Source organism: Microbulbifer mixtoriginis (SeqCode) (genome assembly GCF_052468275.1).
In genome coordinates, this window is the sequence record NZ_CP174341.1 from 1,517,780 (window position 1) to 1,540,164 (window position 22,385).

19 protein-coding genes and 1 pseudogene are annotated in these 22,385 nt (G+C 53.1%); 13 read left to right on the forward strand and 7 right to left on the reverse strand.

Going from position 1 to position 22,385, the window contains the following annotated elements:
* Positions 1-116 precede the first annotated feature (116 nt).
* Positions 117-557, forward strand: coding sequence for a type II toxin-antitoxin system RatA family toxin (locus ACJJIC_RS06610; protein WP_444910455.1), 441 nt, complete (start codon positions 117-119; stop codon positions 555-557).
* The gene (locus ACJJIC_RS06615; RefSeq protein WP_252083245.1) at positions 554-901 is read left to right on the forward strand and encodes an RnfH family protein; all 348 of its coding nucleotides are present in this window, start codon (positions 554-556) and stop codon (positions 899-901) included. Before ACJJIC_RS06610 ends, ACJJIC_RS06615 begins: the two co-directional genes overlap by 4 nt.
* Before the next feature lie 2 nt (positions 902-903).
* Here ACJJIC_RS06615 and ACJJIC_RS06620 read toward each other — a convergent pair whose 3' ends face one another.
* Positions 904-1,248: an outer membrane protein assembly factor BamE gene (locus tag ACJJIC_RS06620; protein WP_444903117.1), complete on the reverse strand. Its 345-nt coding sequence runs from the start codon at positions 1,246-1,248 to the stop codon at positions 904-906.
* Positions 1,249-1,525: 277 nt separating this feature from the next.
* Here ACJJIC_RS06620 and fur point away from each other — a divergent pair, with 277 nt between their 5' ends.
* On the forward strand, positions 1,526-1,936 hold the full coding sequence (fur, locus tag ACJJIC_RS06625; protein ID WP_252083243.1) for a ferric iron uptake transcriptional regulator: 411 nt from the start codon (positions 1,526-1,528) through the stop codon (positions 1,934-1,936).
* A gap of 42 nt (positions 1,937-1,978) precedes the next feature.
* On the opposite strand, the gene ACJJIC_RS06630 is transcribed toward fur, so the two are convergent.
* Positions 1,979-2,584, reverse strand: coding sequence for a 1-acyl-sn-glycerol-3-phosphate acyltransferase (locus tag ACJJIC_RS06630; RefSeq protein ID WP_252083242.1), 606 nt, complete (start codon positions 2,582-2,584; stop codon positions 1,979-1,981).
* A gap of 262 nt (positions 2,585-2,846) precedes the next feature.
* On the reverse strand, positions 2,847-4,517 hold the full coding sequence (gene recN, locus ACJJIC_RS06635; RefSeq protein ID WP_445356644.1) for a DNA repair protein RecN: 1,671 nt from the start codon (positions 4,515-4,517) through the stop codon (positions 2,847-2,849).
* Positions 4,518-4,748: 231 nt separating this feature from the next.
* On the opposite strand from recN, the gene grpE reads away from it, so the two are divergent.
* From grpE to dnaJ, 3 genes are all read left to right on the forward strand, one after another.
* Positions 4,749-5,390 carry a nucleotide exchange factor GrpE gene (gene grpE / locus ACJJIC_RS06640; RefSeq protein WP_252083240.1) on the forward strand — a complete coding sequence of 214 codons (642 nt, stop codon included), beginning with the start codon at positions 4,749-4,751 and terminating at the stop codon, positions 5,388-5,390.
* Between the two features lie 123 nt (positions 5,391-5,513).
* On the forward strand, positions 5,514-7,466 hold the full coding sequence (gene dnaK, locus ACJJIC_RS06645) for a molecular chaperone DnaK (protein ID WP_252083239.1): 1,953 nt from the start codon (positions 5,514-5,516) through the stop codon (positions 7,464-7,466).
* Between the two features lie 226 nt (positions 7,467-7,692).
* A complete protein-coding gene (dnaJ, locus tag ACJJIC_RS06650; RefSeq protein ID WP_252083238.1) occupies positions 7,693-8,817 on the forward strand; it encodes a molecular chaperone DnaJ in 1,125 nt (374 codons plus the stop codon).
* Positions 8,818-8,949: 132 nt separating this feature from the next.
* On the opposite strand, the gene ACJJIC_RS06655 is transcribed toward dnaJ, so the two are convergent.
* Positions 8,950-9,405, reverse strand: a complete 456-nt coding sequence (locus tag ACJJIC_RS06655; RefSeq protein ID WP_444910453.1) for a hypothetical protein — start codon at positions 9,403-9,405, stop codon at positions 8,950-8,952.
* Positions 9,406-9,643: 238 nt separating this feature from the next.
* On the opposite strand from ACJJIC_RS06655, the gene dapB reads away from it, so the two are divergent.
* From dapB to greA, 7 genes and pseudogenes are all read left to right on the forward strand, one after another.
* A complete protein-coding gene (gene dapB, locus ACJJIC_RS06660) occupies positions 9,644-10,459 on the forward strand; it encodes a 4-hydroxy-tetrahydrodipicolinate reductase (RefSeq protein WP_444910452.1) in 816 nt (271 codons plus the stop codon).
* Positions 10,460-10,623: 164 nt separating this feature from the next.
* A pseudogene (locus ACJJIC_RS06665) lies at positions 10,624-11,025 on the forward strand (ATP-dependent zinc protease family protein); the annotation flags it as partial.
* A gap of 84 nt (positions 11,026-11,109) precedes the next feature.
* Positions 11,110-12,048 (forward strand): 30S ribosomal protein S6--L-glutamate ligase, encoded by a 939-nt coding sequence (gene rimK / locus ACJJIC_RS06670; protein ID WP_444885930.1) that lies wholly within the window; start codon positions 11,110-11,112, stop codon positions 12,046-12,048.
* A 54-nt stretch (positions 12,049-12,102) separates the two neighbouring features.
* On the forward strand, positions 12,103-12,816 hold the full coding sequence (locus tag ACJJIC_RS06675; RefSeq protein ID WP_445356645.1) for a YfiR family protein: 714 nt from the start codon (positions 12,103-12,105) through the stop codon (positions 12,814-12,816).
* Between the two features lie 333 nt (positions 12,817-13,149).
* Positions 13,150-14,298 carry a glutamine-hydrolyzing carbamoyl-phosphate synthase small subunit gene (carA, locus tag ACJJIC_RS06680; protein WP_444899884.1) on the forward strand — a complete coding sequence of 383 codons (1,149 nt, stop codon included), beginning with the start codon at positions 13,150-13,152 and terminating at the stop codon, positions 14,296-14,298.
* A gap of 112 nt (positions 14,299-14,410) precedes the next feature.
* The gene (gene carB, locus ACJJIC_RS06685; RefSeq protein WP_444910450.1) at positions 14,411-17,638 is read left to right on the forward strand and encodes a carbamoyl-phosphate synthase large subunit; all 3,228 of its coding nucleotides are present in this window, start codon (positions 14,411-14,413) and stop codon (positions 17,636-17,638) included.
* Between the two features lie 86 nt (positions 17,639-17,724).
* A complete protein-coding gene (gene greA, locus ACJJIC_RS06690; RefSeq protein ID WP_252083232.1) occupies positions 17,725-18,201 on the forward strand; it encodes a transcription elongation factor GreA in 477 nt (158 codons plus the stop codon).
* A gap of 66 nt (positions 18,202-18,267) precedes the next feature.
* On the opposite strand, the gene ACJJIC_RS06695 is transcribed toward greA, so the two are convergent.
* The 3 genes from ACJJIC_RS06695 to ACJJIC_RS06705 all read right to left on the reverse strand — a co-directional run bounded on the left by ACJJIC_RS06695 (position 18,268) and on the right by ACJJIC_RS06705 (position 21,834).
* Positions 18,268-19,146: a hypothetical protein gene (locus tag ACJJIC_RS06695; RefSeq protein ID WP_444910449.1), complete on the reverse strand. Its 879-nt coding sequence runs from the start codon at positions 19,144-19,146 to the stop codon at positions 18,268-18,270.
* Between the two features lie 495 nt (positions 19,147-19,641).
* Positions 19,642-20,532 carry a hypothetical protein gene (locus ACJJIC_RS06700; protein ID WP_444910448.1) on the reverse strand — a complete coding sequence of 297 codons (891 nt, stop codon included), beginning with the start codon at positions 20,530-20,532 and terminating at the stop codon, positions 19,642-19,644.
* 273 nt (positions 20,533-20,805) lie between these two features.
* Positions 20,806-21,834, reverse strand: coding sequence for a hypothetical protein (locus ACJJIC_RS06705; RefSeq protein ID WP_444910447.1), 1,029 nt, complete (start codon positions 21,832-21,834; stop codon positions 20,806-20,808).
* Between the last annotated feature and the right edge of the window lie 551 nt (positions 21,835-22,385).

Consider the following 22,385-nt stretch of genomic DNA (forward strand, 5'->3'; position numbering starts at 1 on the left):
CAAAAAATGCGATTGTTGCAGGAATTCTCTTGCTTGAGTAGCGCCGACTGGCAAAATTAGCGGCCGAACGACAATCCCAGGCGATTTCGCCTGGCGGACTGGATTTGACAACAGGAATGACTGAAATAGAGCGCAGCGCGCTGGTGATGTACAGCGCGGAACAAATGTTTGATCTGGTCAATGATGTGGCCAGCTACCCACAATTTTTACCGGGGTGTCGCAGGGCTGAAATTCTGCATCGGGACGAAGAAACCCTGGAAGCACGGTTGGATTTATCGCGCGCGGGTATTCGTCAAAGTTTTACCACGCGCAATCAACTGGTGCGCCCTACCAGTATGACCCTGACCCTGGTAGATGGTCCCTTCGAAAATTTTACCGGGCACTGGATGTTTACTCCCCTGGCTGAGAGCGCCTGTAAAGTGACTTTTTCACTGTCGTTCTCCATGAAGAGCCGTTTGATCGCCGCCGCCGCGGGTAAGCTTTTTAGTGATCTGGCCAATCAAATGGTGGCGGTAATGTGTGAGCGTGCCGAGGACATTTACGGGAAGCCGCAATGACAGAAGAAAAAATGATTTCGGTAGAGGTGGTTTACGCACTGCCCCATGAACAGCGATTGATGCGGTTACTGGTAAAACCTGGCACTACGGCAAGGGAGGCTCTGATTCGTTCCGGTATTCCAAAAGAGTATCCGGAAGTGGACCCGGATAGTGCCAAGATGGGTATCTTTGGCCAGGTTCTGGGGAGCAAAGGATTGGCGCCGGCAGAGAGCTACGAGTTGCAGCCGGGCGATCGGGTGGAGGTTTACCGCCCGTTGATCGCCGACCCGAAAGAGGCGCGCAAACAACGCGCCGAGAAGGCCAAGCGTATGGCCGAGAAAAAGAAAGGTGCCGAAGACGCTTAGGCTTAGGGCCAGTCAGCCGGCTGCAAGTCACCGCTGGTGGCTACCAGGGAGTCTTCATCAAAATAAACGCTAAAACGCTCCTGGCTGATATCACCCTTCTTGTCGCGAATGCGGTTGACGTAGTCCCAGCGGTTGGGATTGTAAGTGTCTTCCAGCAGCGGGGTGCCAAGAACAAACTGTACCTGGCGGCGGGTCATACCGGGCTTCAGCTGGTCGATCATCTCTTGGGTAATGATATTGCCCTGCTGTACCTCAATGCGGTGCACACCGGGAAACTTAACCAGCGTACAGGCGCCGAGAAGGGCGCAGAGGCTGGCGATGGCGATAAATTTCAGGCTAGGCGGCATTCATTGCTCCATTATGTTCTTTCACACGGCACCTCTCGTACAAATTTTAAACGGTTGTCCGGAATAGGACCCTATACGTAGGGAAAGTTCCCTTCCTCTGCGATTTCCCTCTCTCATGGTGCCTGGGGTTCCGCTGACTCCGTTCGGCATGGGATAATACCCGAAGAGCCGGCTCGCTGACAGGCGGGAATCTGTGGTCTTATTCGGGTATAGACCTTTTCAGTGAGCTGATGCAAGTAAAGACAATTCATAAAATCCTGTCGGGAAATATTTATTCATGTCGAACGAAAACCAGGAATTGCGCAAGGCTGGCCTGAAGGTCACCCTGCCGCGGGTTAAGATTTTGCAATTGCTTGAAAGCACCAGCGAGCAGCACTTGAGTGCTGAAGATGTGTATAAGCTACTGCTGGAAGCGGGGGAAGATGTCGGTCTGGCTACCGTCTACCGGGTACTGACCCAGTTTGAGAGCGCGGGTCTGGTTGTTCGCCATAACTTCGATGGCGGCCACTCCGTATTCGAGCTGGATCGTGGTGATCATCACGACCACATGGTGTGTACCGATACCGGCAAGGTGATCGAGTTTCATAATGAGGAAATTGAGGAACTGCAGCGCCAGATCGCCGATGAGCACGGCTACGAGCTGACAGGCCACAGCTTAGTTCTGTACGTGAAGGAAAAAGAGAAGTAATCCAGTCGGGTGCGGCGTCCGCCGCACCCATCTTATGCCCGCTTACTGCTGTGGCTGGCAGGGTGGCGTGTACAGCTCTGGGAATTTACCGACCTTATCCGCGTAAAACTCCCTTAATTTGTTCAATTCTGCCTCCAGGTTTTCCCCCAGTTGGGCGATAGGGCCGATGCCCACTTCTTTCTTGGAGAAATTGATAAAGCCCAATACCAGCGGCACCTTGGCACTGCGTGCAATATGGTAGAAACCGGACTTCCAGCGCTCACCCAAACCGCGGGTGCCCTCCGGCGGGATGGCAATAACCAGCTCTTTGCGCAGCTTAAACTGGCGCACGGTGGCATCTACCAAGTTGTTAGCCTTGCTGCGGTCTACGGCGATACCGCCAAACCAGCGCATGGGGCCGCCCAGGGGGAACTGGAACAGTTTGTCTTTGCCCATCCACTGCGGAGTCATCTTCAATTTGAGCGCGGCGAGAATAAAGTAGTAGCCGTCCCAGTTAGTGGTGTGGGGAGCCCCGATCAATACATATTTTTTCAGTTTTAATGATTGCTGATCGCCGTTAACGCGCCAGCCGTGAAATTTCAGCAGCAGCTTGGCAACTTGGCGCAGCAGCGGCGTGATAATCGGGGTATTAAAAATCGTTCTCTGCATAAACTCGGCCGATACTACTCAAACAAAGTTAAACAAGCGGCTCAGTATATGGTGACTTCTGCCGCCAGACCCAGTCATATTTGGTCTATTTGTCCTAAAACGGCATTTATCACCGGCAGGCCGGCTATTTTGCCGGATTGTTGGCGGTTATTTATTGATCTGCGAGATATGATTGCCCACCGCTCCATTAAAAGTGATGGGCTGTCCCGATGGTCAGCTTTGAACCTCGGTTGAAGGGCTGTTCTGAGATTGTGGGGGCAGCTTAAAGAGTCCTGGTCAACATCTCTTCCGCATGGGCCAGTGACTGCGGGCTGGGTTGCCCTCCGAGCATGCGTGCGATCTCTTCGCGGCGCTCGCCGTTTTTCAATTCACGCAGGGCCACAAACGCCTGCTCCCCATCACTGTGCTTCTCCACCAGATATTGGCGGTGGGCTCGCGCGGCCACCTGAGCCAGGTGGGTGACGCAGATCACTTGGCCGCTACAGCCATTGCGGGTCTCTCCCAGCTGTCGCAGCAGGCGACCTACCACGTCTCCAGTGGCGCCGCCGATACCGACGTCCACTTCATCAAAGACCAGGGTTGGGGTGCGTGAAGTCTGTGCCGTGACCACCTGTACGGCGAGGCTTACCCGAGAAAGCTCACCGCCGGAGGCGATCTTGCCCAGTGGGCGCGGTGGCTGGCCGGGGTTGGTGGAAATTAAAATTTCCACTTCCTCCAGGCCGTGGCTGCAAGGCTTGTCGAGAGCCTGTAAGGCAAGTTCGACCTTGGCATGCGGCATGGCCAAATCCACCAGTTGCCGATTGACCGATTCGGCGAGTGTGGTCGCTGCCCCACGCCGTAGCTCGCTTAATTTTGCTGCGACTGCCCGAAACTCTTTTTCCAGTTTGCTGCAGGTTTCGGCGAGGCGCTCCAAGGTATCTTCGGTGCCGATATCTTCCAGTTCCTCTTGCAGTTGTCGCTGCAGGGCCGGTAGCTCACTGGGTTGTACACGGTGTCTGCGCGCCGCCTGGTAAATAGCGCTGAGGCGCTCCTCAACGTCACTGAGTCGCTCAGGGTCCATCTCGAAGCGATCGATATGTCGCGACAATGTACCGGCCGCTTCGTCGATCTGAATTCGCGCACTATCGAGCATCTGCGCTACCTCGACCAGGGCCGGTGCCTGTTCGGGCATGGCGGAAAGCAATTGCAGGGCGCGGTGCAGTTGTTCGGCGATATCGCCCTCACCGCCGGACAGCAGCGCGGCCAGCTGATAGCTGCCGTTAAGAATATCGCCGGCATTGGCCAGCTGACGCTGCTCGCTCTCCAGGGCCTCTATCTCACCTTCGCTCAAATCCAGTTGTTCAAGCTCGCGCAGCTGGTACTGCAGTAAGTTGCGGCGCGCCTCGGCCTCTTCAACGCTGTCGGCCAGATTGCGGTAGCGGCGGTATTGGTCCTGCCAGGTCTTGTAGCGACTGCGGGTTTCGGCAGCCAGCTCCTGGGCTTGGGCGTACTCATCGAGCAGGCGGCGGTGGGTTTCCTTCTTCAGCAGGGACTGGTGCTCGTGCTGGCTGTGGATATCAATCAGTTGCTCACCCAGGGCGCGCTGCTGCAGCAGCGTCACCGGCTGGCCGTTGATATAGGCCCGTGAGCGGCCATCGGCGCCGATGGTGCGGCGCAGTATCACTTCCTGCCCGCTATCTAGCTCCTGGGATTTAAGCCAATCGCTGGCGTTGGGGTAGCCGGAGATATCGAGAGTAGCACTGATATCGGCGCGGTTGGCTCCAGCACGTACCAGTTCGGCACTGCCGCGACCACCCAGGGCGAGTCCGAGTGCATCTAGGGTGATGGATTTGCCCGCGCCGGTCTCGCCGGTGAGGGTGCTGGTACCTGGGCCGAACTCCAACTCCAGTTGGTCCACCAGGGTGAATTGGCTGATAGACAGGTGCAGCAACATATAGAGATCGCTTCTGTGTCCTTTCTTGTGGGTGGGTCTGAATACCCAATCAGTGGTTATTTATACAGTATTCCTTTCTGGTTAGCTATAGCGTTAAGCGCAGATTCTCCAGCTATTGCGCGCTAGCGCAAAAAACCACTTGAACTGTGCGGGGATGGCCCCATATAGCCCCCAGAGCCCGCAGGACGGGCCCAACTCATTACTGACAGAGTCGACGCGACGGAGAAAGCAGTGGCCAGAGAGCGCAGCGAAGAAGATCAGATTACAGAGGGGGTGCAGCCGGAAGCACTGGCGGATGAGCACCTGACAGCGACAGACGAGGCGGCTTCCGCGGAGATTGAAGATCCCACCGCGACCGAGCGCGAGCAGGCTGAGCAAGCATTGCACGAAGAAGCCGAGAGTGCCGATGCGCTGCACGATGAAATTATCAAGCTGCAAGAGCAGTTAGTGGTGCAGAAAGACCTCGCTCTGCGCGCCCAGGCTGAGGAGCAGAATGCCCGTCGCCGCGCCCAGCAGGATGTGGATCGCGCACGCAAATTTGCAGTGGAAAAACTGCTGCAGGATTTGTTGCCGGTTGTGGACAACCTGGAGCGCGCCCTCGCCACCATTGATAGCGCTGATGAAAGCAATAAAGCATTGGTGGAAGGTATCGAGCTTACTCATAAATCTTTCGTCGACACCCTGACGAAAAATTCTGTGGAAGTTGTCGATCCAGCTGGTGAGCCCTTCGACCCAGAGCTGCACCAGGCCATGACCCAGGTGCCGAATGGGGAGGTGGAGCCGAACACGGTTCTAGAGGTATTTCAAAAAGGCTATCGCCTCAATGGTCGCCTGGTTCGCCCGGCCATGGTTGTGGTTAGTAAGGCCCCGTAACGGCAAATGCGTGAAACGGCCTTGAATTTCGCTGGCCGGCACCAATATAGCTGACATCAAGAATTATTCGCGCGCTGCATACAGAACAGAGCTGGCAGCGCGTAACAAATGAGGATTTTACAGATGGGAAAAATTATCGGCATCGACCTGGGTACCACCAACAGCTGTGTGGCGGTACTGGATGGTGACAAAGCGCGTGTAATCGAGAACGCCGAAGGCGATCGTACTACACCTTCTATTGTTGCCTTCACTGACGACAACGAAATCCTGGTAGGCCAGTCTGCCAAGCGTCAGGCGGTGACCAATCCCCAGAATACTCTGTTTGCGGTTAAGCGTTTGATCGGCCGTAAATTCAAAGACGACGTTGTACAGAAAGATATCAAGATGGTGCCTTACACCATCACTGAAGCCGACAACGGCGACGCTTGGGTAGAAGTGAAAGGCGATAAAAAAGCTCCGCCGCAGATCTCTGCTGAAGTTCTGAAGAAAATGAAAAAGACTGCAGAAGACTTCCTCGGCGAGAAAGTTGATGCTGCAGTAATTACTGTACCGGCTTACTTTAACGACTCCCAGCGCCAGGCCACCAAAGACGCCGGCCGTATCGCGGGCCTGGACGTTAAACGTATTATCAACGAGCCGACTGCTGCTGCTCTGGCTTACGGCCTGGACAAGCAGGGCGGTGACCGCACTGTAGCGGTATACGACCTGGGTGGTGGTACCTTCGATATCTCCATTATCGAAATTGCCGACGTAGATGGTGAGAAGCAGTTCGAAGTACTGTCCACCAACGGTGACACTTTCCTCGGCGGTGAGGACTTCGACCTGCGCCTGATCGAATACCTCGCAGACGAGTTCAAGAAAGACCAAGGCATCGACCTGAAAGGCGATCCCCTGGCGATGCAGCGCCTGAAAGAAGCTGCAGAAAAAGCCAAGATCGAGCTGTCCTCCAGCCAGCAGACTGAAGTCAACCTGCCGTATATCACTGCAGATGCCACCGGTCCCAAGCACTTGGTGGTTAAGCTGACCCGCGCCAAGCTGGAAAGCCTGGTAGAAGATCTGGTTACCCGCTCCCTGGAGCCGGTAAAAATCGCTCTGCAAGATGCCGACCTATCCGCCTCCGGCGTCGACGAAGTAATTCTGGTTGGTGGTCAGACCCGCATGCCGCTGGTACAGCAGAAAGTCACCGAGTTCTTCGGTAAAGAGCCGCGCAAAGACGTTAACCCAGACGAAGCCGTTGCCATGGGTGCCGCTATCCAGGGCGCCGTTCTGTCCGGAGACGTTAAAGACGTACTGCTGCTGGACGTAACCCCGCTGACCCTGGGTATCGAAACCATGGGTGGCGTTGCGACTCCGCTGATCGACAAAAACACCACTATCCCCACCAAGAAGTCCCAGGTGTTCTCCACTGCGGAAGATAACCAGACTGCGGTAACCATTCACGTGGTTCAGGGTGAGCGCAAGCAGGCTTCCCAGAACAAATCCCTAGGTCGTTTTGACCTGGCCGATATCCCGCCGTCCCCCCGCGGTGTACCGCAGATCGAAGTAACTTTCGATATCGATGCCAACGGTATTCTGCATGTACACGCGAAAGACAAGGCGACTGGTAAAGAGCAGTCCATCGTGATCAAGGCTTCCTCCGGTCTGTCCGAGGACGAGATCGATAAGATGGTTCAAGACGCAGAGGCGAATGCCGAAGCGGATAAGCAGTTCGAGGAGCTGGTGCAAACCCGCAACACTCTCGACGGCTTGATATCTGCCACCAAGAAAACCTTGGAAGAAGCTGGCGACAAAGCCACCGCTGAGGAGAAGTCTGCAATCGAAGCGGCTATCAAAGAAGCGGAAGAGGCGGTGAAAGGCAACGACAAGGCGGCTATGGAAGCTGCCACCACCAAGCTGACCGAAGCTTCCGGCCCGGTTGCACAGAAGATGTACGCCGAGCAGGCCCAGGCCGCTGGCGCTGAAGGTGCCGCTGGTGCAGGCGCTCAACAGGGCGAGCAGCAGCAATCTTCCGCTGGCGACGATGCGGTAGATGCAGAGTTCGAAGAAGTAAAGGACGACAAAAAAGAAGGTAAGTAAGCGTTCGCTTGCATTTCCGGTGGCAGCTTTTAAAGTGGCCGCCGGAGAACTTCAGGGGCGCGGCGCCTTCTTTATTAGGCCCCGCGCCCTGTGTTGTTTCAGGTATCCATCAAAGTTTGTACCGAGTTCGCAGTTTGGTGGTGCTCCGCAATGCGGGGCTTGGTTAGAAACTGAGAAGTAGAAAGAGTTTGGCCGTTCTTGATGCCGGACCAGAGAACATAGTTTTATGTCGAAACGCGATTATTACGAAGTCCTCGGCGTCGAGCGCGGCGCTTCGGATGCAGAGCTGAAAAAAGCCTACCGCCGGGTGGCGATGAAGTTTCACCCGGACCGCAATCCAGATGATGCGGAAGCGGAAAATAAATTCAAGGAAGCCAACGAGGCTTACGAGATACTGTCCGATTCGCAGAAACGCGCGGCTTATGATCAATTTGGTCACGCCGGTGTAGAAGGGCAAATGGGTGGTGGCGGCGCCGGTGGCTTCGGCGGTTTCTCCGATATCTTCGGCGATGTATTTGGCGATATTTTCGGTGGGGGCGGTGGCGGCCGTCGGGGTGGCCCGGCGCGCGGTTCAGACCTGCGTTACGACTTGGAACTGGACCTGGAAGACGCAGTGCGCGGTACCACGGTCAAGATCCGTGTGCCAACGCTCGCTTCCTGTAATACCTGCCACGGTTCAGGCGCCAAGCCTGGTTCCTCTCCGCAGACCTGTAGCACCTGTGGTGGCGCCGGTCAGGTGCGTATGCAACAGGGCTTCTTCTCTGTTCAGCAAACCTGCCCCAACTGTCGCGGTCGCGGTACCACTATCTCCGATCCCTGTGGCAGCTGCCACGGTCGCGGTCGGGTTGAAGAGACCAAGACTCTGTCCGTTAAGGTTCCGCCTGGCGTGGATACTGGCGATCGTATCCGCCTGTCCGGTGAGGGTGAAGCTGGCCCCGATGGCGGGCCCGCTGGTGATTTGTATGTACAGGTGGTGGTGAAGGAGCACGAGCTGTTCCAGCGCGATGGCAAGAACTTGTATTGCGAAGTGCCCATCAGTTTTGCTGCCGCAGCACTGGGGGGCGAACTGGAAGTGCCGACCCTCGATGGTAAGGTGAAGCTAAAGATTCCCGCAGAGAGTCAAACTGGCAAGCTGTTCCGCCTGCGTGGTAAAGGTGTCACTCCGGTGCGCGGTGGCGCTACCGGCGATTTGCTGTGTCGGGTTGTAGTGGAAACACCGGTAAACCTTTCTGGTAAACAGAAAGAGTTACTGCAGGAATTTGCCAATACCCTGAGCGAAAAGAAAAATGCACCACGCCAGACCGGCTGGTTTGAAGGGGTGAAAAACTTCTTTGGGGATATGAAGCTTTAACGCTAAGCGAGCATCCCCAATCGCTATTCGACCATCGGTAATTTAGGGCTTATATAGTTGCTTAACGGATGAGCTCTTTTAAAAGTTAAAAGCAGGAAGAATAGCGAAAACTGGCCCGGTATCTCTGCCGGGTTAGTTGGCCTGGGCAGAACGGGCCCTCAGACGGGCAGCCAGTGCCATCAATAATTCGTGTTGAATCTTACCTAACTCCCTCATCTGTTGTTTTTTTAGTATCCCTTCCAGTTCTTTGTTTGCCTGCGCGCTAATCGCGGCCAATTGCGCACCGATTTCCCCGCGCTGCTTAGGTGTTAAGGTCAGTTTAGGGTTGTCCAAAACGCCATAGCGATCCAGTACGGCTTTTTTCTCTGCAAGGCTCTTTTGCAAGATGGGCAGTACTACTTTTTCCTGGCCAGGGGTGAGCTGCAGACGCAGCGTCACCCAATCTGTAATGTCGTCATATTTCTCCCAGAAGTCGGGGTTTGTAGTTTGCTGTTGTGCGGATACGGGCGCACTGCCAAAGGCCAGGGTTAAAGAAATAACCACCACCAATAAATGTGGCAGGTGGTTTGATCGAATCATTAGTCGCATGTTGGCGCTCCATTTACCCCTCTGGCTTAAGCCTAGCATCGTGATTTGTCATTGCTTTCACTCAATTTCAGTTAGTTGGTAATAAAAATATGTTTTGTTATTTCCTCTATGGCTGGAAGTTTTATGGTCAGTTTGGTCCCCAAAAATGATCACTTTTTAAGATTGAGTTTTTGTAGCTGCTTTCTGGTAGGGCGGGGTAAGATTCGCAGCAATATTGGGCGTAGACAGGAGTGTTGATGTGGCAGTAAGAGTAGCGATCACCGGGTTTGGCGGGCGTATGGGAAGGGCCTTGGCGGAGGCACTGCTTTTAAGTGATGAGGCTGAGCTCAGCGCGGCAGTTGTACGGCCGGGCTCCAGCTTGGTGGGGGCAGATGCCGGTGAAGTTGCGGGCCTCGGGCGCAACGGCATCGCCATTGTCGATAGCCTGGATAAAGCCGACTTCGATGTACTGATCGACTTTACCGCGCCACAGGCAACTGTGGATAACTCTGCCTATTGTGCAGCCAACGGACGCCCCATTGTTATTGGCACAACCGGTTTTGACTCTGAGCAGAAAAATCAGGTGCTGGCTAATGCGGGCAAGGTACCGTTGTGCCTGGCCAGTAACTTTTCCACCGGCGTAAATTTGTGCTTCAAGTTATTGGAGACCGCTGCACGGGTAATGGGTGAAGATGCCGATATAGAAATTGTTGAAGCGCATCACCGTCACAAAGTGGATGCGCCTTCTGGCACTGCGTTAAGCATGGGAGAAGTCGTCGCCGAGACCCTGGGGCGGGATCTGGAGAAAGTGGCGATTTATGGCCGCGAGGGCCAGACAGGTGCCCGTGAGCGCGACACTATCGGTTTTGCCACTGTGCGCGGCGGCGATGTGGTCGGTGAGCACTCTGTGATGTTCCTGGCTGAAGGGGAGCGCGTAGAAATCAGTCACCGCGCCAGCAGCCGTCTCTCTTTTGCCCGCGGTGCGGTACGCGCAGCGATATGGTTGATGGGAAATAAGCAATCGGCACGCGCGCCGGGCCACTACGATATGCGCGATGTACTGGGGTTAAATTAATAGGATCACGCAAAAAAATCGGTAAAGGGCGGCCTTTATTCAATAGTTCTAAGGCAGTATTTATACGGTTGATCGATAGGCGAGCCTTATTTTTATAGTGAAAGTCAATACTTCGGGTTTTCGACTCTTTAGGTAAATCAAAAACTTTTTTGAGGATTTTTTGTTTGGAAAAAAAGCTGATTGTCGGCAGTGAAGAATGGTGTGCGTTTCCCGGTCTAGGTATCCCCGCAGTTAAGGCCCGGGTGGACTCCGGGGCTAAGACTTCTTGCCTGCACGCATATAATATTCAGACGTTTAAACGGGATGGTGAGCCCTGGGTAAGCTTTGAAGCGCATCCATTGCAGCACCAGCGTCGGCCGACCGTGCGCTGTGAGGCTCGAATTCTCGACAAGCGCCTTGTACGCAGCTCCTCTGGTGAGTCGGAGCGGCGTCCGGTAATTCGTACCGCGCTTTCCATCGGCGGAAGTGTCTGGGATATCGAATTGACCCTGACCAACCGTGACAGTATGGGCTATCGCATGTTGTTGGGGCGCGAGGCCATGCTCGGCCGCATGATGGTGGACCCCTCGGAGAGCTTCTGTCTGGGTGAACTGCCAAAAAGTCAGCTGGATGAATTTTATCGGGACGAGCACCATATCGCCGGCACCGGCTTGCGTATCGGGCTGTTGGCCTCAAATCCGGATCTTTATAGCAACCGCCGCATTATGGAAGCCGGTGCCGAGCGCGGCCACCGGATGACTTTCCTGGATGTTCGCCAGTGTTATATGAAACTCGATGCGGATGAGCCCGAAGTACATTATCGCGATGGCAGAATTCTCAACAATCTGGATGCCATTATCCCCCGTATTCGCCCCAGTCAGACTTTTTACGGCTGCGCCCTCACTCGCCACTTTGAGAGTCTGGATGTGTTTGCCCTGAATGGCTCTGCCGCGATCAGCCAGTCGAGGGATAAGCTATTTTCCCTGCAGTTGTTACAGCAGAGTGGTTTGAGTATTCCCACTTCAGGCTTTGCCAACTCGCCGGTAGATACCAACGAGTTGATTGACATGGTGGGTGGGGCACCATTGATTGTGAAGTTGCTGGAGGGAACTCAGGGGCGCGGAGTGGTGTTGGCGGAAACCCGCAAAGCCGGCGAATCGGTGATTAATGCGTTCAAGTCACTTAAAGCCAATTTGCTAGTGCAAGAGTTTATCCGTGAGGCCCAGGGCAAGGACCTGCGCCTGTTTGTGATTGATGGCCGCGTGGTGGCCTCGATCCAGCGAGAGGCGGCGCCGGGAGAGTTCCGCGCCAATATTCACCAGGGCGGCACCGCTTCGGTGGTTAAAGTCACAGCAGATGAAAAGCGCATAGCCATTAAAGCGGCTAAAGCGCTCGGGTTGAAAGTGGCTGGTGTGGATATTATTCGTTCGCGTAAAGGGCCGTTATTACTTGAGGTGAACTCCTCCCCCGGTCTTGAGGGTATTGAGAGTGCCACGCGCAAGGATGTGGCCGGTGCGATGATTATGTCGATCGAGAAGGCGCTCAAATGGCGTCCCGTAACAAAAACCCAGGATGGAAGTGCCGACTTGGATAGCCGTGTACCCGAGTAATCGACGGTGAACGGGGCGCCGACGGTGCAAAGCTCGGTGGGCTAACCTTCAAAGGTGGCCGGGCTTTTCGCTGGCGCGCCGTTCGAGCCTCGGCAGTGGTTGATTGCCCAGGTATCCGCCGATAGACACTTTCTGCCGGAACCGCGCCTTCCGCCGGCAAAAGGTGTGAACTCCAGGGTATCAATGACCGTGAAGACACTCTTTGCCAGACTTTCTATCACTCGCTCATTCCTGACGATTTCCCTGATATTGGGCCTGTTGCTTGCTCCCTTGGTACAGGCCGCAGTACACCTTTCGGATACCCCCCTGGGGCGGCGTGTCATGGTGGATTACATCGTGCACTTCGCCTACAACCTGCAGTGGCCGGTCAACGCTTTTGATAATTACAGTGCCCCCTTTAAGGTGTGCTTGATGGGAGGGGATTCCCTCGGTGAGCAGCTGGCTCTGCGCTTCAAGAATCAGCGTATTGATGGGCGCCGGGTGGCGCTGGAGAAAATTGGCTTCAAAGATATGCTGCGCGCGCGCAAATGCCAGATTGTGGTTCTTGGCTCTATGGACCGCTCGAGCCTCCTAAAGACACTGGTTACAGTGGAGTTCTTCCCGGTTCTTACGGTGAGCGATGCCGAGCGCTTTGCCGCAACTGGCGGCATGATTGAATTTGCCGATAAAGGCGGCGAAGTGGCGCTGCGCATGAACAAAACCATGCTGGAAAAGGCCGAGCTAAAAATGGGCAATAGCCTCTTTCGTCTCGGGCAGAAGCTGGAGTAAAGAGAAGTTTTTCGTCAGGTTTGGCGTATTTTTGCACTAGCGTCTAGAAGCGAATTCGCGTAGAATCTGCGCCCGAATTTGGGCCGGTGTCGCGAAGCTGAATCGCGCAGCGCGAGCCCACCAAAAAAAGCCGGTGGCAAGCATCGGCCAATATGTGAGAGCCGCGCGTGAACAGATTTTTAAAGCGAGATGAAGCTGCGATGTTTCATCTCGCTTTTTTATGCGCGCGCCAGTCAGGAGCCGCGTGCTCCGAAGCCCACAAACCCCGCCCGGAAGCAGTTCTGAAGATTGGAGTTCAATTTGACTAAAGCTGTCCCTACGTCGGAGGCCTTCATGCCCCACAACTTTATGCAGAGTACAACTCCCGCACTGCTGGTGCTCGCTGATGGTAGCGTCTTTGAAGGACGCGCAATCGGTGCCCTCGGCAGTTCTGTTGGCGAGGTCGTGTTTAACACATCCATGACCGGCTACCAGGAGATCCTCACCGATCCCTCCTACGCCCGCCAGATTGTGACTCTGACCTACCCGCACATTGGCAACACTGGCACCAACCAGGAAGACGAAGAGTGCGCTGATATCTGGGCCGCCGGCCTGGTAATCCGCGACCTGCCGCTGCTGGCCAGCAGCTTCCGCAACGAGCAGTCCCTGGAGGACTACCTGCGCGAGCGTAATATCGTTGGTATCGCCGATATCGACACTCGTCGCCTGACCCGCCTGCTGCGCGACAAGGGTGCACAGAGCGGTTGCATCGTTGCCGGTGATAATATCGACCGCGAAGAAGCCCTGGCCAAGGCCAAGGAATTTGCCGGTCTGAAAGGGATGGACCTGGCCAAGGTGGTGAGCACCAAGGAAGCCTACCCCTTTAGCGAAGGTACCTGGGAACTGGGCGAAGGCCATAAGGCCGCGCCGGAACAGCCCTTCAAAGTTGTGGCTTACGACTTCGGTGTGAAGCGCAACATCCTGCGCATGCTGGTGGATCGCGGCTGTGACATCACCGTAGTACCGGCGGAGACTCCGGCTTCCGAAGTACTGGCGATGAATCCCAACGGTGTATTCCTGTCCAATGGCCCCGGTGACCCCGAGCCCTGTGAATACGCGATCACCGCTATTCGCGAAATCCTGGACGCTGGCATCCCCACCTACGGCATCTGCCTGGGCCACCAGTTGTTGGGCCTGGCGGTGGGCGGTAAAACTGCCAAGATGAAGTTCGGTCACCACGGTGGTAACCACCCGGTACAAGACCTGAACAGCACCAAGGTGATGATCACCGCGCAGAACCACGGTTTCGAAGTGGACGCCGACAGCCTGCCGGACAATGTGGAAGTCACCCACAAGTCCCTGTTCGACGGTACCTTGCAGGGTATTCACCTGAAGGACAAGCCGGCCTTCAGTTTCCAGGGACACCCGGAAGCGAGCCCGGGCCCACACGATGTGGCGCCGTTGTTCGACCACTTTATCGATTTGATGAAAGAGCGCGCCTAAGGGCGTAGCCGCCCAGGGTCGGGCAATTAACCGCCGCTTTTGCGGCGGTTTTAACAAGAAACGAATGAAATTTAGCGCAGCCGGCCTTAGCCGGTAGTAGAACGGAAGAAAGATGCCAAAACGCACAGATATCCAAAGCATTCTGATTATCGGCGCAGGCCCCATCGTGATCGGCCAGGCGTGCGAATTTGACTACTCCGGCGCCCAGGCCTGTAAGGCGCTGCGCGAAGAGGGTTACCGGGTGATCCTGGTGAACTCCAACCCGGCCACCATCATGACCGACCCGGCCATGGCCGATGCCACTTACATCGAGCCGGTGGAGTGGCGCACCGTTGCCAAGATTATCGAGCAGGAGCGCCCTGACGCCATCCTGCCCACCATGGGTGGCCAGACTGCATTGAACTGCGCCTTGGACCTGGACAAGCACGGTGTCCTGAAGGAATTCAATGTCGAGTTGATCGGTGCGGACAAAGACGCTATCGAGAAAGCGGAAGACCGCGACCTGTTCGACAAGGCGATGAAGGCGATCGGCCTGGAAACTCCGCGCGCCAAGATCGTCCACTCCATGGAAGAGGCGAAGAAAGTACCGGAAGAGTTCGGCTTCCCGGTAATTATCCGTCCGTCCTTCACCATGGGTGGTTCCGGTGGCGGTGTGGCCTACAACTGGCCGGAGTTTGAAGAGATCTGTAAGCGCGGTCTCGACCTCTCCCCCACCAACGAACTGTTGATCGACGAATCCCTGCTCGGCTGGAAAGAGTACGAGATGGAAGTGGTTCGCGATAAGAACGACAACTGCATCATCGTATGTTCCATCGAGAACTTCGACCCGATGGGCGTACACACCGGTGACTCTATCACCGTGGCCCCGGCGCAGACGCTGACCGATAAGGAATACCAGCTGATGCGCAACGCCTCTATCGCGGTACTGCGCGAGATCGGCGTTGAGACTGGCGGCTCCAACGTACAGTTCGGCGTCTGCCCTAAGACTGGCCGCGTGGTGGTGATCGAGATGAACCCCCGCGTATCCCGCTCCTCCGCACTGGCCTCCAAGGCCACCGGCTTCCCGATCGCCAAGGTCGCGGCCAAGCTGGCCGTGGGTTACACCCTGGACGAGCTGCAAAACGATATCACCGGCGGTGCTACTCCGGCGTCCTTCGAGCCGTCTATCGATTACGTTGTCACCAAGATTCCGCGCTTCACCTTTGAGAAATTCGGTGAAGCCGATGCGCGCCTGACCACCCAGATGAAGTCTGTGGGTGAAGTGATGGCGATCGGCCGTACCTTCCAGGAGTCCATGCAGAAAGCCCTGCGCGGTCTGGAAGTGGGCAGCTTCGGCCTGGAAAGTAAAATTGACCCAAGCAAAGACGGCGCTGAGACCCGTCTGCGCAGTGAACTCTCTGTTCCGGGTGCCGAGCGCATCTGGTACGTGGGCGACGCCTTCCGTATGGGCATGAGCGTCGGTGAAGTTTACGACCTGTCCGGTATTGACCCCTGGTTCCTGGTACAGATCGAAGAGCTGATCAAAATTGAAGAGCCGCTCAAGTCACTGCCTACCTCGGCGCTGACCACTGAGCAAATGCGCTTCCTCAAGCGCAAAGGCTTCTCCGATCGCCGCCTGGCGGATCTGCTGGGGGTGAGCCAGAAGACTGTGCGCGAATTCCGCCACAAGCTGGGTGTATTCCCGTCTTACAAGCGCGTGGATACCTGTGCCGCTGAGTTCAGCACCTCCACTGCGTACATGTACTCCACCTACGATGAGGAGTGCGAAGCGCAGCCGTCCGACAAGAAGAAAATCATGGTACTCGGCGGTGGCCCCAACCGTATCGGCCAGGGCATCGAGTTCGACTACTGCTGTGTACACGCCGCCCTGGCGATGCGCGAAGACGGTTACGAGACCATTATGGTCAACTGTAACCCGGAGACTGTTTCTACCGACTACGACACTTCCGACCGCCTCTACTTCGAGCCGGTAACCCTGGAAGATGTGCTGGAAATTGTTGCCAAAGAGAAGCCGGAAGGCGTGATCGTACAGTTCGGTGGTCAGACTCCGCTGAACCTGGCGCGCTACCTAGCCAACGAAGGTGTGCCGATTATCGGTACTACCCCAGAGCAGATCGACCGCGCCGAAGACCGCGAGCGTTTCCAGCAGATGATTATGCGTCTCGGCCTCAAGCAGCCGAAGAACGCCATCGTGCGCTCTGTCTCCGAAGCCATCCAGGCGGCGAAAGACGTGGGCTACCCGCTGGTTGTGCGCCCGTCTTACGTACTGGGCGGCCGCGCCATGGAGATCGTCTACAAAGAAGACGAGCTGCTCACTTATATGAAAGAAGCGGTACAGGTTTCTGACGAAGCGCCGGTACTGCTGGATCACTTCCTCAACGCTGCTATTGAGGTGGATATCGACGCGGTATCCGATGGCCAGGACGTAGTGATCGGCGCCATTATGCAGCACATTGAACAGTGTGGTGTTCACTCCGGTGACTCCGCCTGCTCCCTGCCGCCTTACAGCCTGCCGGCGGATGTGCAGGACCGTATGCGCGAAGAAGTGAAAGCCATGGCCCGCGAGCTGGGCGTAGTTGGCTTGATGAACACCCAGCTGGCCTACCAGGATGGCGAGATCTACGTGATTGAGGTGAACCCGCGCGCTTCCCGTACCGTACCTTTCGTCTCCAAGTGTATCGGCACTTCACTGGCGAAAGTGGCTGCACGCTGTCAGGCGGGTATCAGCCTGAAAGAGCAGGGCTTTACTGAAGAGATCGTTCCGGACTATTACTCCGTTAAAGAGTCTGTATTCCCCTTCAATAAGTTCCCCAAAGTGGACCCGATTCTTGGCCCAGAGATGAAGTCTACCGGCGAAGTGATGGGCGTAGGCGCCACCTTCGCGGAAGCCTTCGACAAGGGCCTGGTTGCCGCTGGCGATCGCCTGCCGGAGTCCGGCCGCGTATTTATCTCTGTTCGTGACTTCGACAAGGCCGATGCAGTGGGCGTTGCCCGCGATCTGGTGGAGCTGGGCTTCGAGGTGATTGCCAGCCGTGGCACCGCCAAGGTCTTGCAAGAAAACGATATTCCCGTTACAACCGTCAACAAGATGAGTGAAGGTCGCCCGCATATCGTCGATATGATTAAAAACGACGAGATTGCACTGGTGGTAAACACCACCGAAGGTCGTCAGGCGATTCGCGACTCTGCGGATATCCGCCGCAGTGCCGAGAACCACCAGGTGTGTTACACCACCACCCTGGCAGCGGCCCAGGCCATGGCGATGGCCATGCGTCAGGAGCAGCCGCTACAGGTTCGCCGCCTGCAAGACCTTCACCAGCGTGTGGTAAAGCTGTCTTAATCATCTAAAAACAATCCGTCATTTCCGACCGGGCCTTGTGGCAACACAGGGCCCGGTTGCGTAGTAACAATAATGGAGGTCCCACAGTGAACCGGGTACCAATGACCGTTGAAGGCGCGGAAGCGCTACGTTCAGAGCTGGATAATCTGAAAAAAGTCGAGCGCCCTGCGGTGGTAGAGGCCATTGCCGAAGCACGCGAACACGGTGATTTGAAGGAGAATGCCGAATACCATGCGGCGCGGGAAAAGCAGGGCTTTATTGAGGGGCGTATTCAAGAGATTGAAGCCAAGCTGTCTCACGCCCAAGTGATCGATGTGAAGTCGATTGAGCCCAGCGATAAGGTAATTTTTGGCACCACGGTAACGATTATTCACCTGGATGACGATGCTGAAGTGACTTATAAAATCGTGGGTGACGATGAAGCGGATGTGAAAAAACAAAAAATCTCAGTGAACTCGCCGATTGCCCGCGCACTGATTGGTAAAGAAGTGGGGGAAGTCGTTGTTGTGCACACGCCTTCCGGCACGGTGGAATATGAAATCGATACTGTAGAGCATCTATAAAAAGATCTCTTAGTAAGAAAAAGGGCGGCCAGAGGCCGCCTTTTTTCTTTGGGGCAGGAGCAGTTTTTACTGGTGAACGAAACTGTTGTTACTGTCGCCATGTTGGTGAACTTTGGCGGTTTCATTGTAGCCAAATTGGGCTACTAAGCTGTTGTTATGTGAACCAATCTGAGTGACTTCTGCATAGTGGTTTTCGCCTATTTGGCCTACATAGACATCATTGCCATAGCCAACCTGCATGGTTTTACCGAAGTGGTGGCTTCCGGCCTGAGAAATATCCGCTTCGTTATACCAGCCATCTTGATACATATAAGCTTCATGGTTATGGCCGATCTGACGGGAATCAAGATCGTTGTGTCCACCACCTGCCTGAATCAAGTGAGCCTTATGGCCTTCACCAACTTGAAGAGCATCAGCTCGATTCATTTCGCCAACCTGTGAGAGCATGGCTTCACTGCCATAGCTGCCTACTTGAGTAACAGTGGCATAGCCGTAGTCGCCGTTTTGTAAAATGGTCGCTTGGTTATTAGCGCCAGACTGTTGATAAGTCCAGGCGGTATTTCCGTGGCCTTCCTGAGCATGGTAGGAGAAGCTATGGTGCTCATCAAACTGGAAAGTTAAGGAACTATTGTCGATACCCAATTGTTCACTCACAGCGGTGTTGCCAGATCCCCCATTTTGAAAGGCATTGGCATAATTACTGTAGCCATCCTGATATTGAAGAACCGTGCTGTGGTGTTCATGAATCTGGATACTAACCGCTGTATTGTATCCCCCGTGTTGTTCCTGATCAGCCAGGTTATGATGGCTACCGGGGCCGGCCTGATCAATATAACCGAGTTGGCCCATACCGTTTTGATCCTGGTAAGCGGTATTGTTATCGGCTATGGCTGCACCGCTGATTACAAAAGCAATAGCGGCAGCGATTGGGGTTAAAGTCTTCATGAGTATCTCCATTACTACTAGAAAAGAGCATCGCGGTTGGGGTTCAGTATCTACCGGCTGAGCGTAAGCACAGCGTAATTCACCCAAGTATTTTGCAGTAATTCGCTAGACGGTATTTAGCGGCAAACTATAAATTACTCAGATATACACTCGCTGTAAGTGCCTGTGCAAAAAGGTAGAATCGAAGGGAAATCAAAGATAGGAAATAGCTGGTTCATTCTGATTGGCATCCCTGTTACTGCTTAGGAGTCCATAAGTTCGTTCCGTCTATATTATTGTTGCTTCAGTGACTAAGAAAAGCCATAGGATAGAAGTTTCATTTACCTGGGAGATAAGTTTTAGTCGGAAATAATGATAAAAAAATTAACAATGAAATTTGCTTTTAATGGGGAATACATACAAGTGCTCAGGGGGAGGGGTTTATTGGGGGTAAGTAAATAATTACAAATGCCAAAGATCGTTCCTGATCTTTGGCATTTGTAGGGGGAGCAATATTTACTGATGTACTATAGCTGTGTTGCCGTAGCCGGTTTGGGTAATATTTGCAGATTCAGAGAATCCGCTCTGAATAACTGTAGCCGTATTCATACCACCAGATTGATTGACCACAACCAAATGGCCTCCACCCATGGCACCACCCCCTGACTGCATAATCGTTGCCCGGTTCATGTAGCCATCTTGAGTCACAAACGCACTGTTATACCAGGAGACTTGAACAATCGTACTGTAGTTGCTTTCTCCCCTTTGGACAATATCAGCCTCATTGTGCATATCGGCCTGGGTTATTTCTGCGGTGTGAGAAATACCAGATTGAGAGATACTGGCATAGTGTCCGGTGCCCTCTTGTCTAATTATGGCCTCGTGATAAGAACCATCTTGGAATATATAAGCTTCAGCATTGAAGCTGGCATACTGTCCAACTAAAGCGCCATGGACATTACCAATTTGCTCAATAACAGAAATGTTATCACTTCCCAAGTGTTGATGAATCTCTGCTTCATTCCCAGCGCCATTTTGGCGAATGGTTGCTTGGCTATTTTGAGTAGCAATTTGGTAGGTATTGGCACGGTTATCCATACCAACTTGGTAAATCAGAGCATTATTACCGAAGCCCCCCATTTGCAAGCTGTAAACGTCATTGAGTTTTCCCTCTTGAACTTGGTGTATCAGGCTGTCGGTTACATTGGTCTGGACAGACTCTACATTATTGAGGTTGCCGTTCTGAGCAATTTCTATGCTGTTGTCGATAGCACTATTATCAGATTGATCAATCAACACCTGATTGTTATTGCCACTTTGTTCTAATGACGTTGAATTCCCCGCTGCATGTGTAAGTCCGCCATAAGATATCATTAATGCCAGCGACAGAACTGGAAACTTCCTCACTTTCAACTCCTGTTTACTGCTGTACCCATTTTGGTTCAGTGTGTTTCTGGACTAGCTATACGTTCACCATTTTGAAGGTAGTAGCTTGCTGATTTAACTTTAGCCTAGCTGGTTGGGAAAAAAGGCTATTGGCGTTGGGTACTTTGATTTGTGAATTTTACTTTTATAGAGGAGAGAGGGATTTAGGATCTTCAAAAAAGAAGAGTGGAATGAGTTTGATGTCTGCTTAAAAGCTGGCCCGTTCTAGGCCAGCTTTTAGTTGTTTCACTTGTTTTATTGAACAAGCATAAAGACATTGCCGTCACCAATTTGAGTGGGCGCAATGTTATTACCGTTAGTTTGCTGTACTACAGAAATAAGGTTGGAATTGCCAATCTGTGTCGCCTCAAATATATTACTGCTACCACTTTGAGTAATAAGCGTTGTATTCATGTTGCCACCGGACTGAGATATGCTTGACATATTCATATTACCGGATTGGTCGGTTGCCGCGTAATTATCTATGGTTAACTGCTTGGTAACAGAGTGATTGTTATTTCCTGTTTGGTCGACAATAGCTATATTGTTTTCCCATTCCTGTATAATATCGCTCACATTGTTACTTCCAGGTTGAACAACGTGAATCTGGTTACTCCTGCCTTGTTGATTGGAGTGAGAAGTATTATTTGAGCCTCCAACTTGAGAGATTAATGCGCTGTTCATGCCGCCGTATTGGGTGGCATTGATTGTATTTAAATTACTGAGTACCTGTACAGCGGTTAAGGTATTTCCGCCAAGAGTACCTCCTGTTTGAGTAATAGTTGCAAAGTTTGTGATTCCGTCAGTCTGATTTATGTGAGCAATATTGGAACCTTTACTTTGAGTTATGGTTGCAAAACTTGAGTTGGTGTTCGTTTGATTTATTGTTGCTAACTGCGGTGCAAAGCCACTTTGAAAAATTTCAGCGGCTGAATTATTGACAGATGCTTGGCTTGTGACGGCTTCGTGCTTGTTGTCAATTTGTCGGATCACGCCAAATGAATTAAGGGCATTATCCTGTGAGGACTCTGCCTTATTCATATTGCCTGTCTGTCTATGGCTAATAACGCTATTGTTGCTGTGATTTGTTTGTTGGGAAGAGGATTCATTAAAATCACCATTCTGATCGATGATAATGGTATTGAAGTTTACTGTTGGGTCTTGAAATGGAAAGGCTAGGTTCCCGTTACCATTCTGATTGAGAAATATATTATTAGATGCCAGTGCACCACTTGAGGAATAGGCTATTAATATTCCAGCTGTAATCGAGGTATATTTCTTCATGGATTACTCCTTAGAGACATCAAATCCAAGTTGTGGGAAGGGTGACTTACAATATGGTCATAGAAATACAACGAAATTGTTATCTTTATAATGAAAAACAAGTCGTATTATTTTTAGCATAAGATACATCTCTCGGCTTCAAGTAATAACTGCAATTTTCTTATGCTGTAGGAAGATCATCTGCAGCCTATAAAAGCTCATTCGTAACATTCTATCCCGTATGCTCGGCGTACCTTTAAAAGCCTGTATTACATACATCTTTCGACTGATCAATTAGGGATGCTTCTCCAAGAATTATGCAAATGCTTTTCGAGAGCGTCCGACTTTCTCAGGCTGTAAATTTGATATTGTTCCTTCTTGCTCAGTTGGTATTAACTCATCAGTGTCCTTCGCTTGATCGGGTGAGATGTAAGCTCTAACAGATGAGCCTCCTCTAACTAATTACTCTATTTATCCGAAACCAAGTTAATTGGTGATGGTAAATAAAGAATTTTTGATTTGTTGAGTTGGTTTACAGATAATTTTTACTGATTTTTGATAAAACTGGCCTG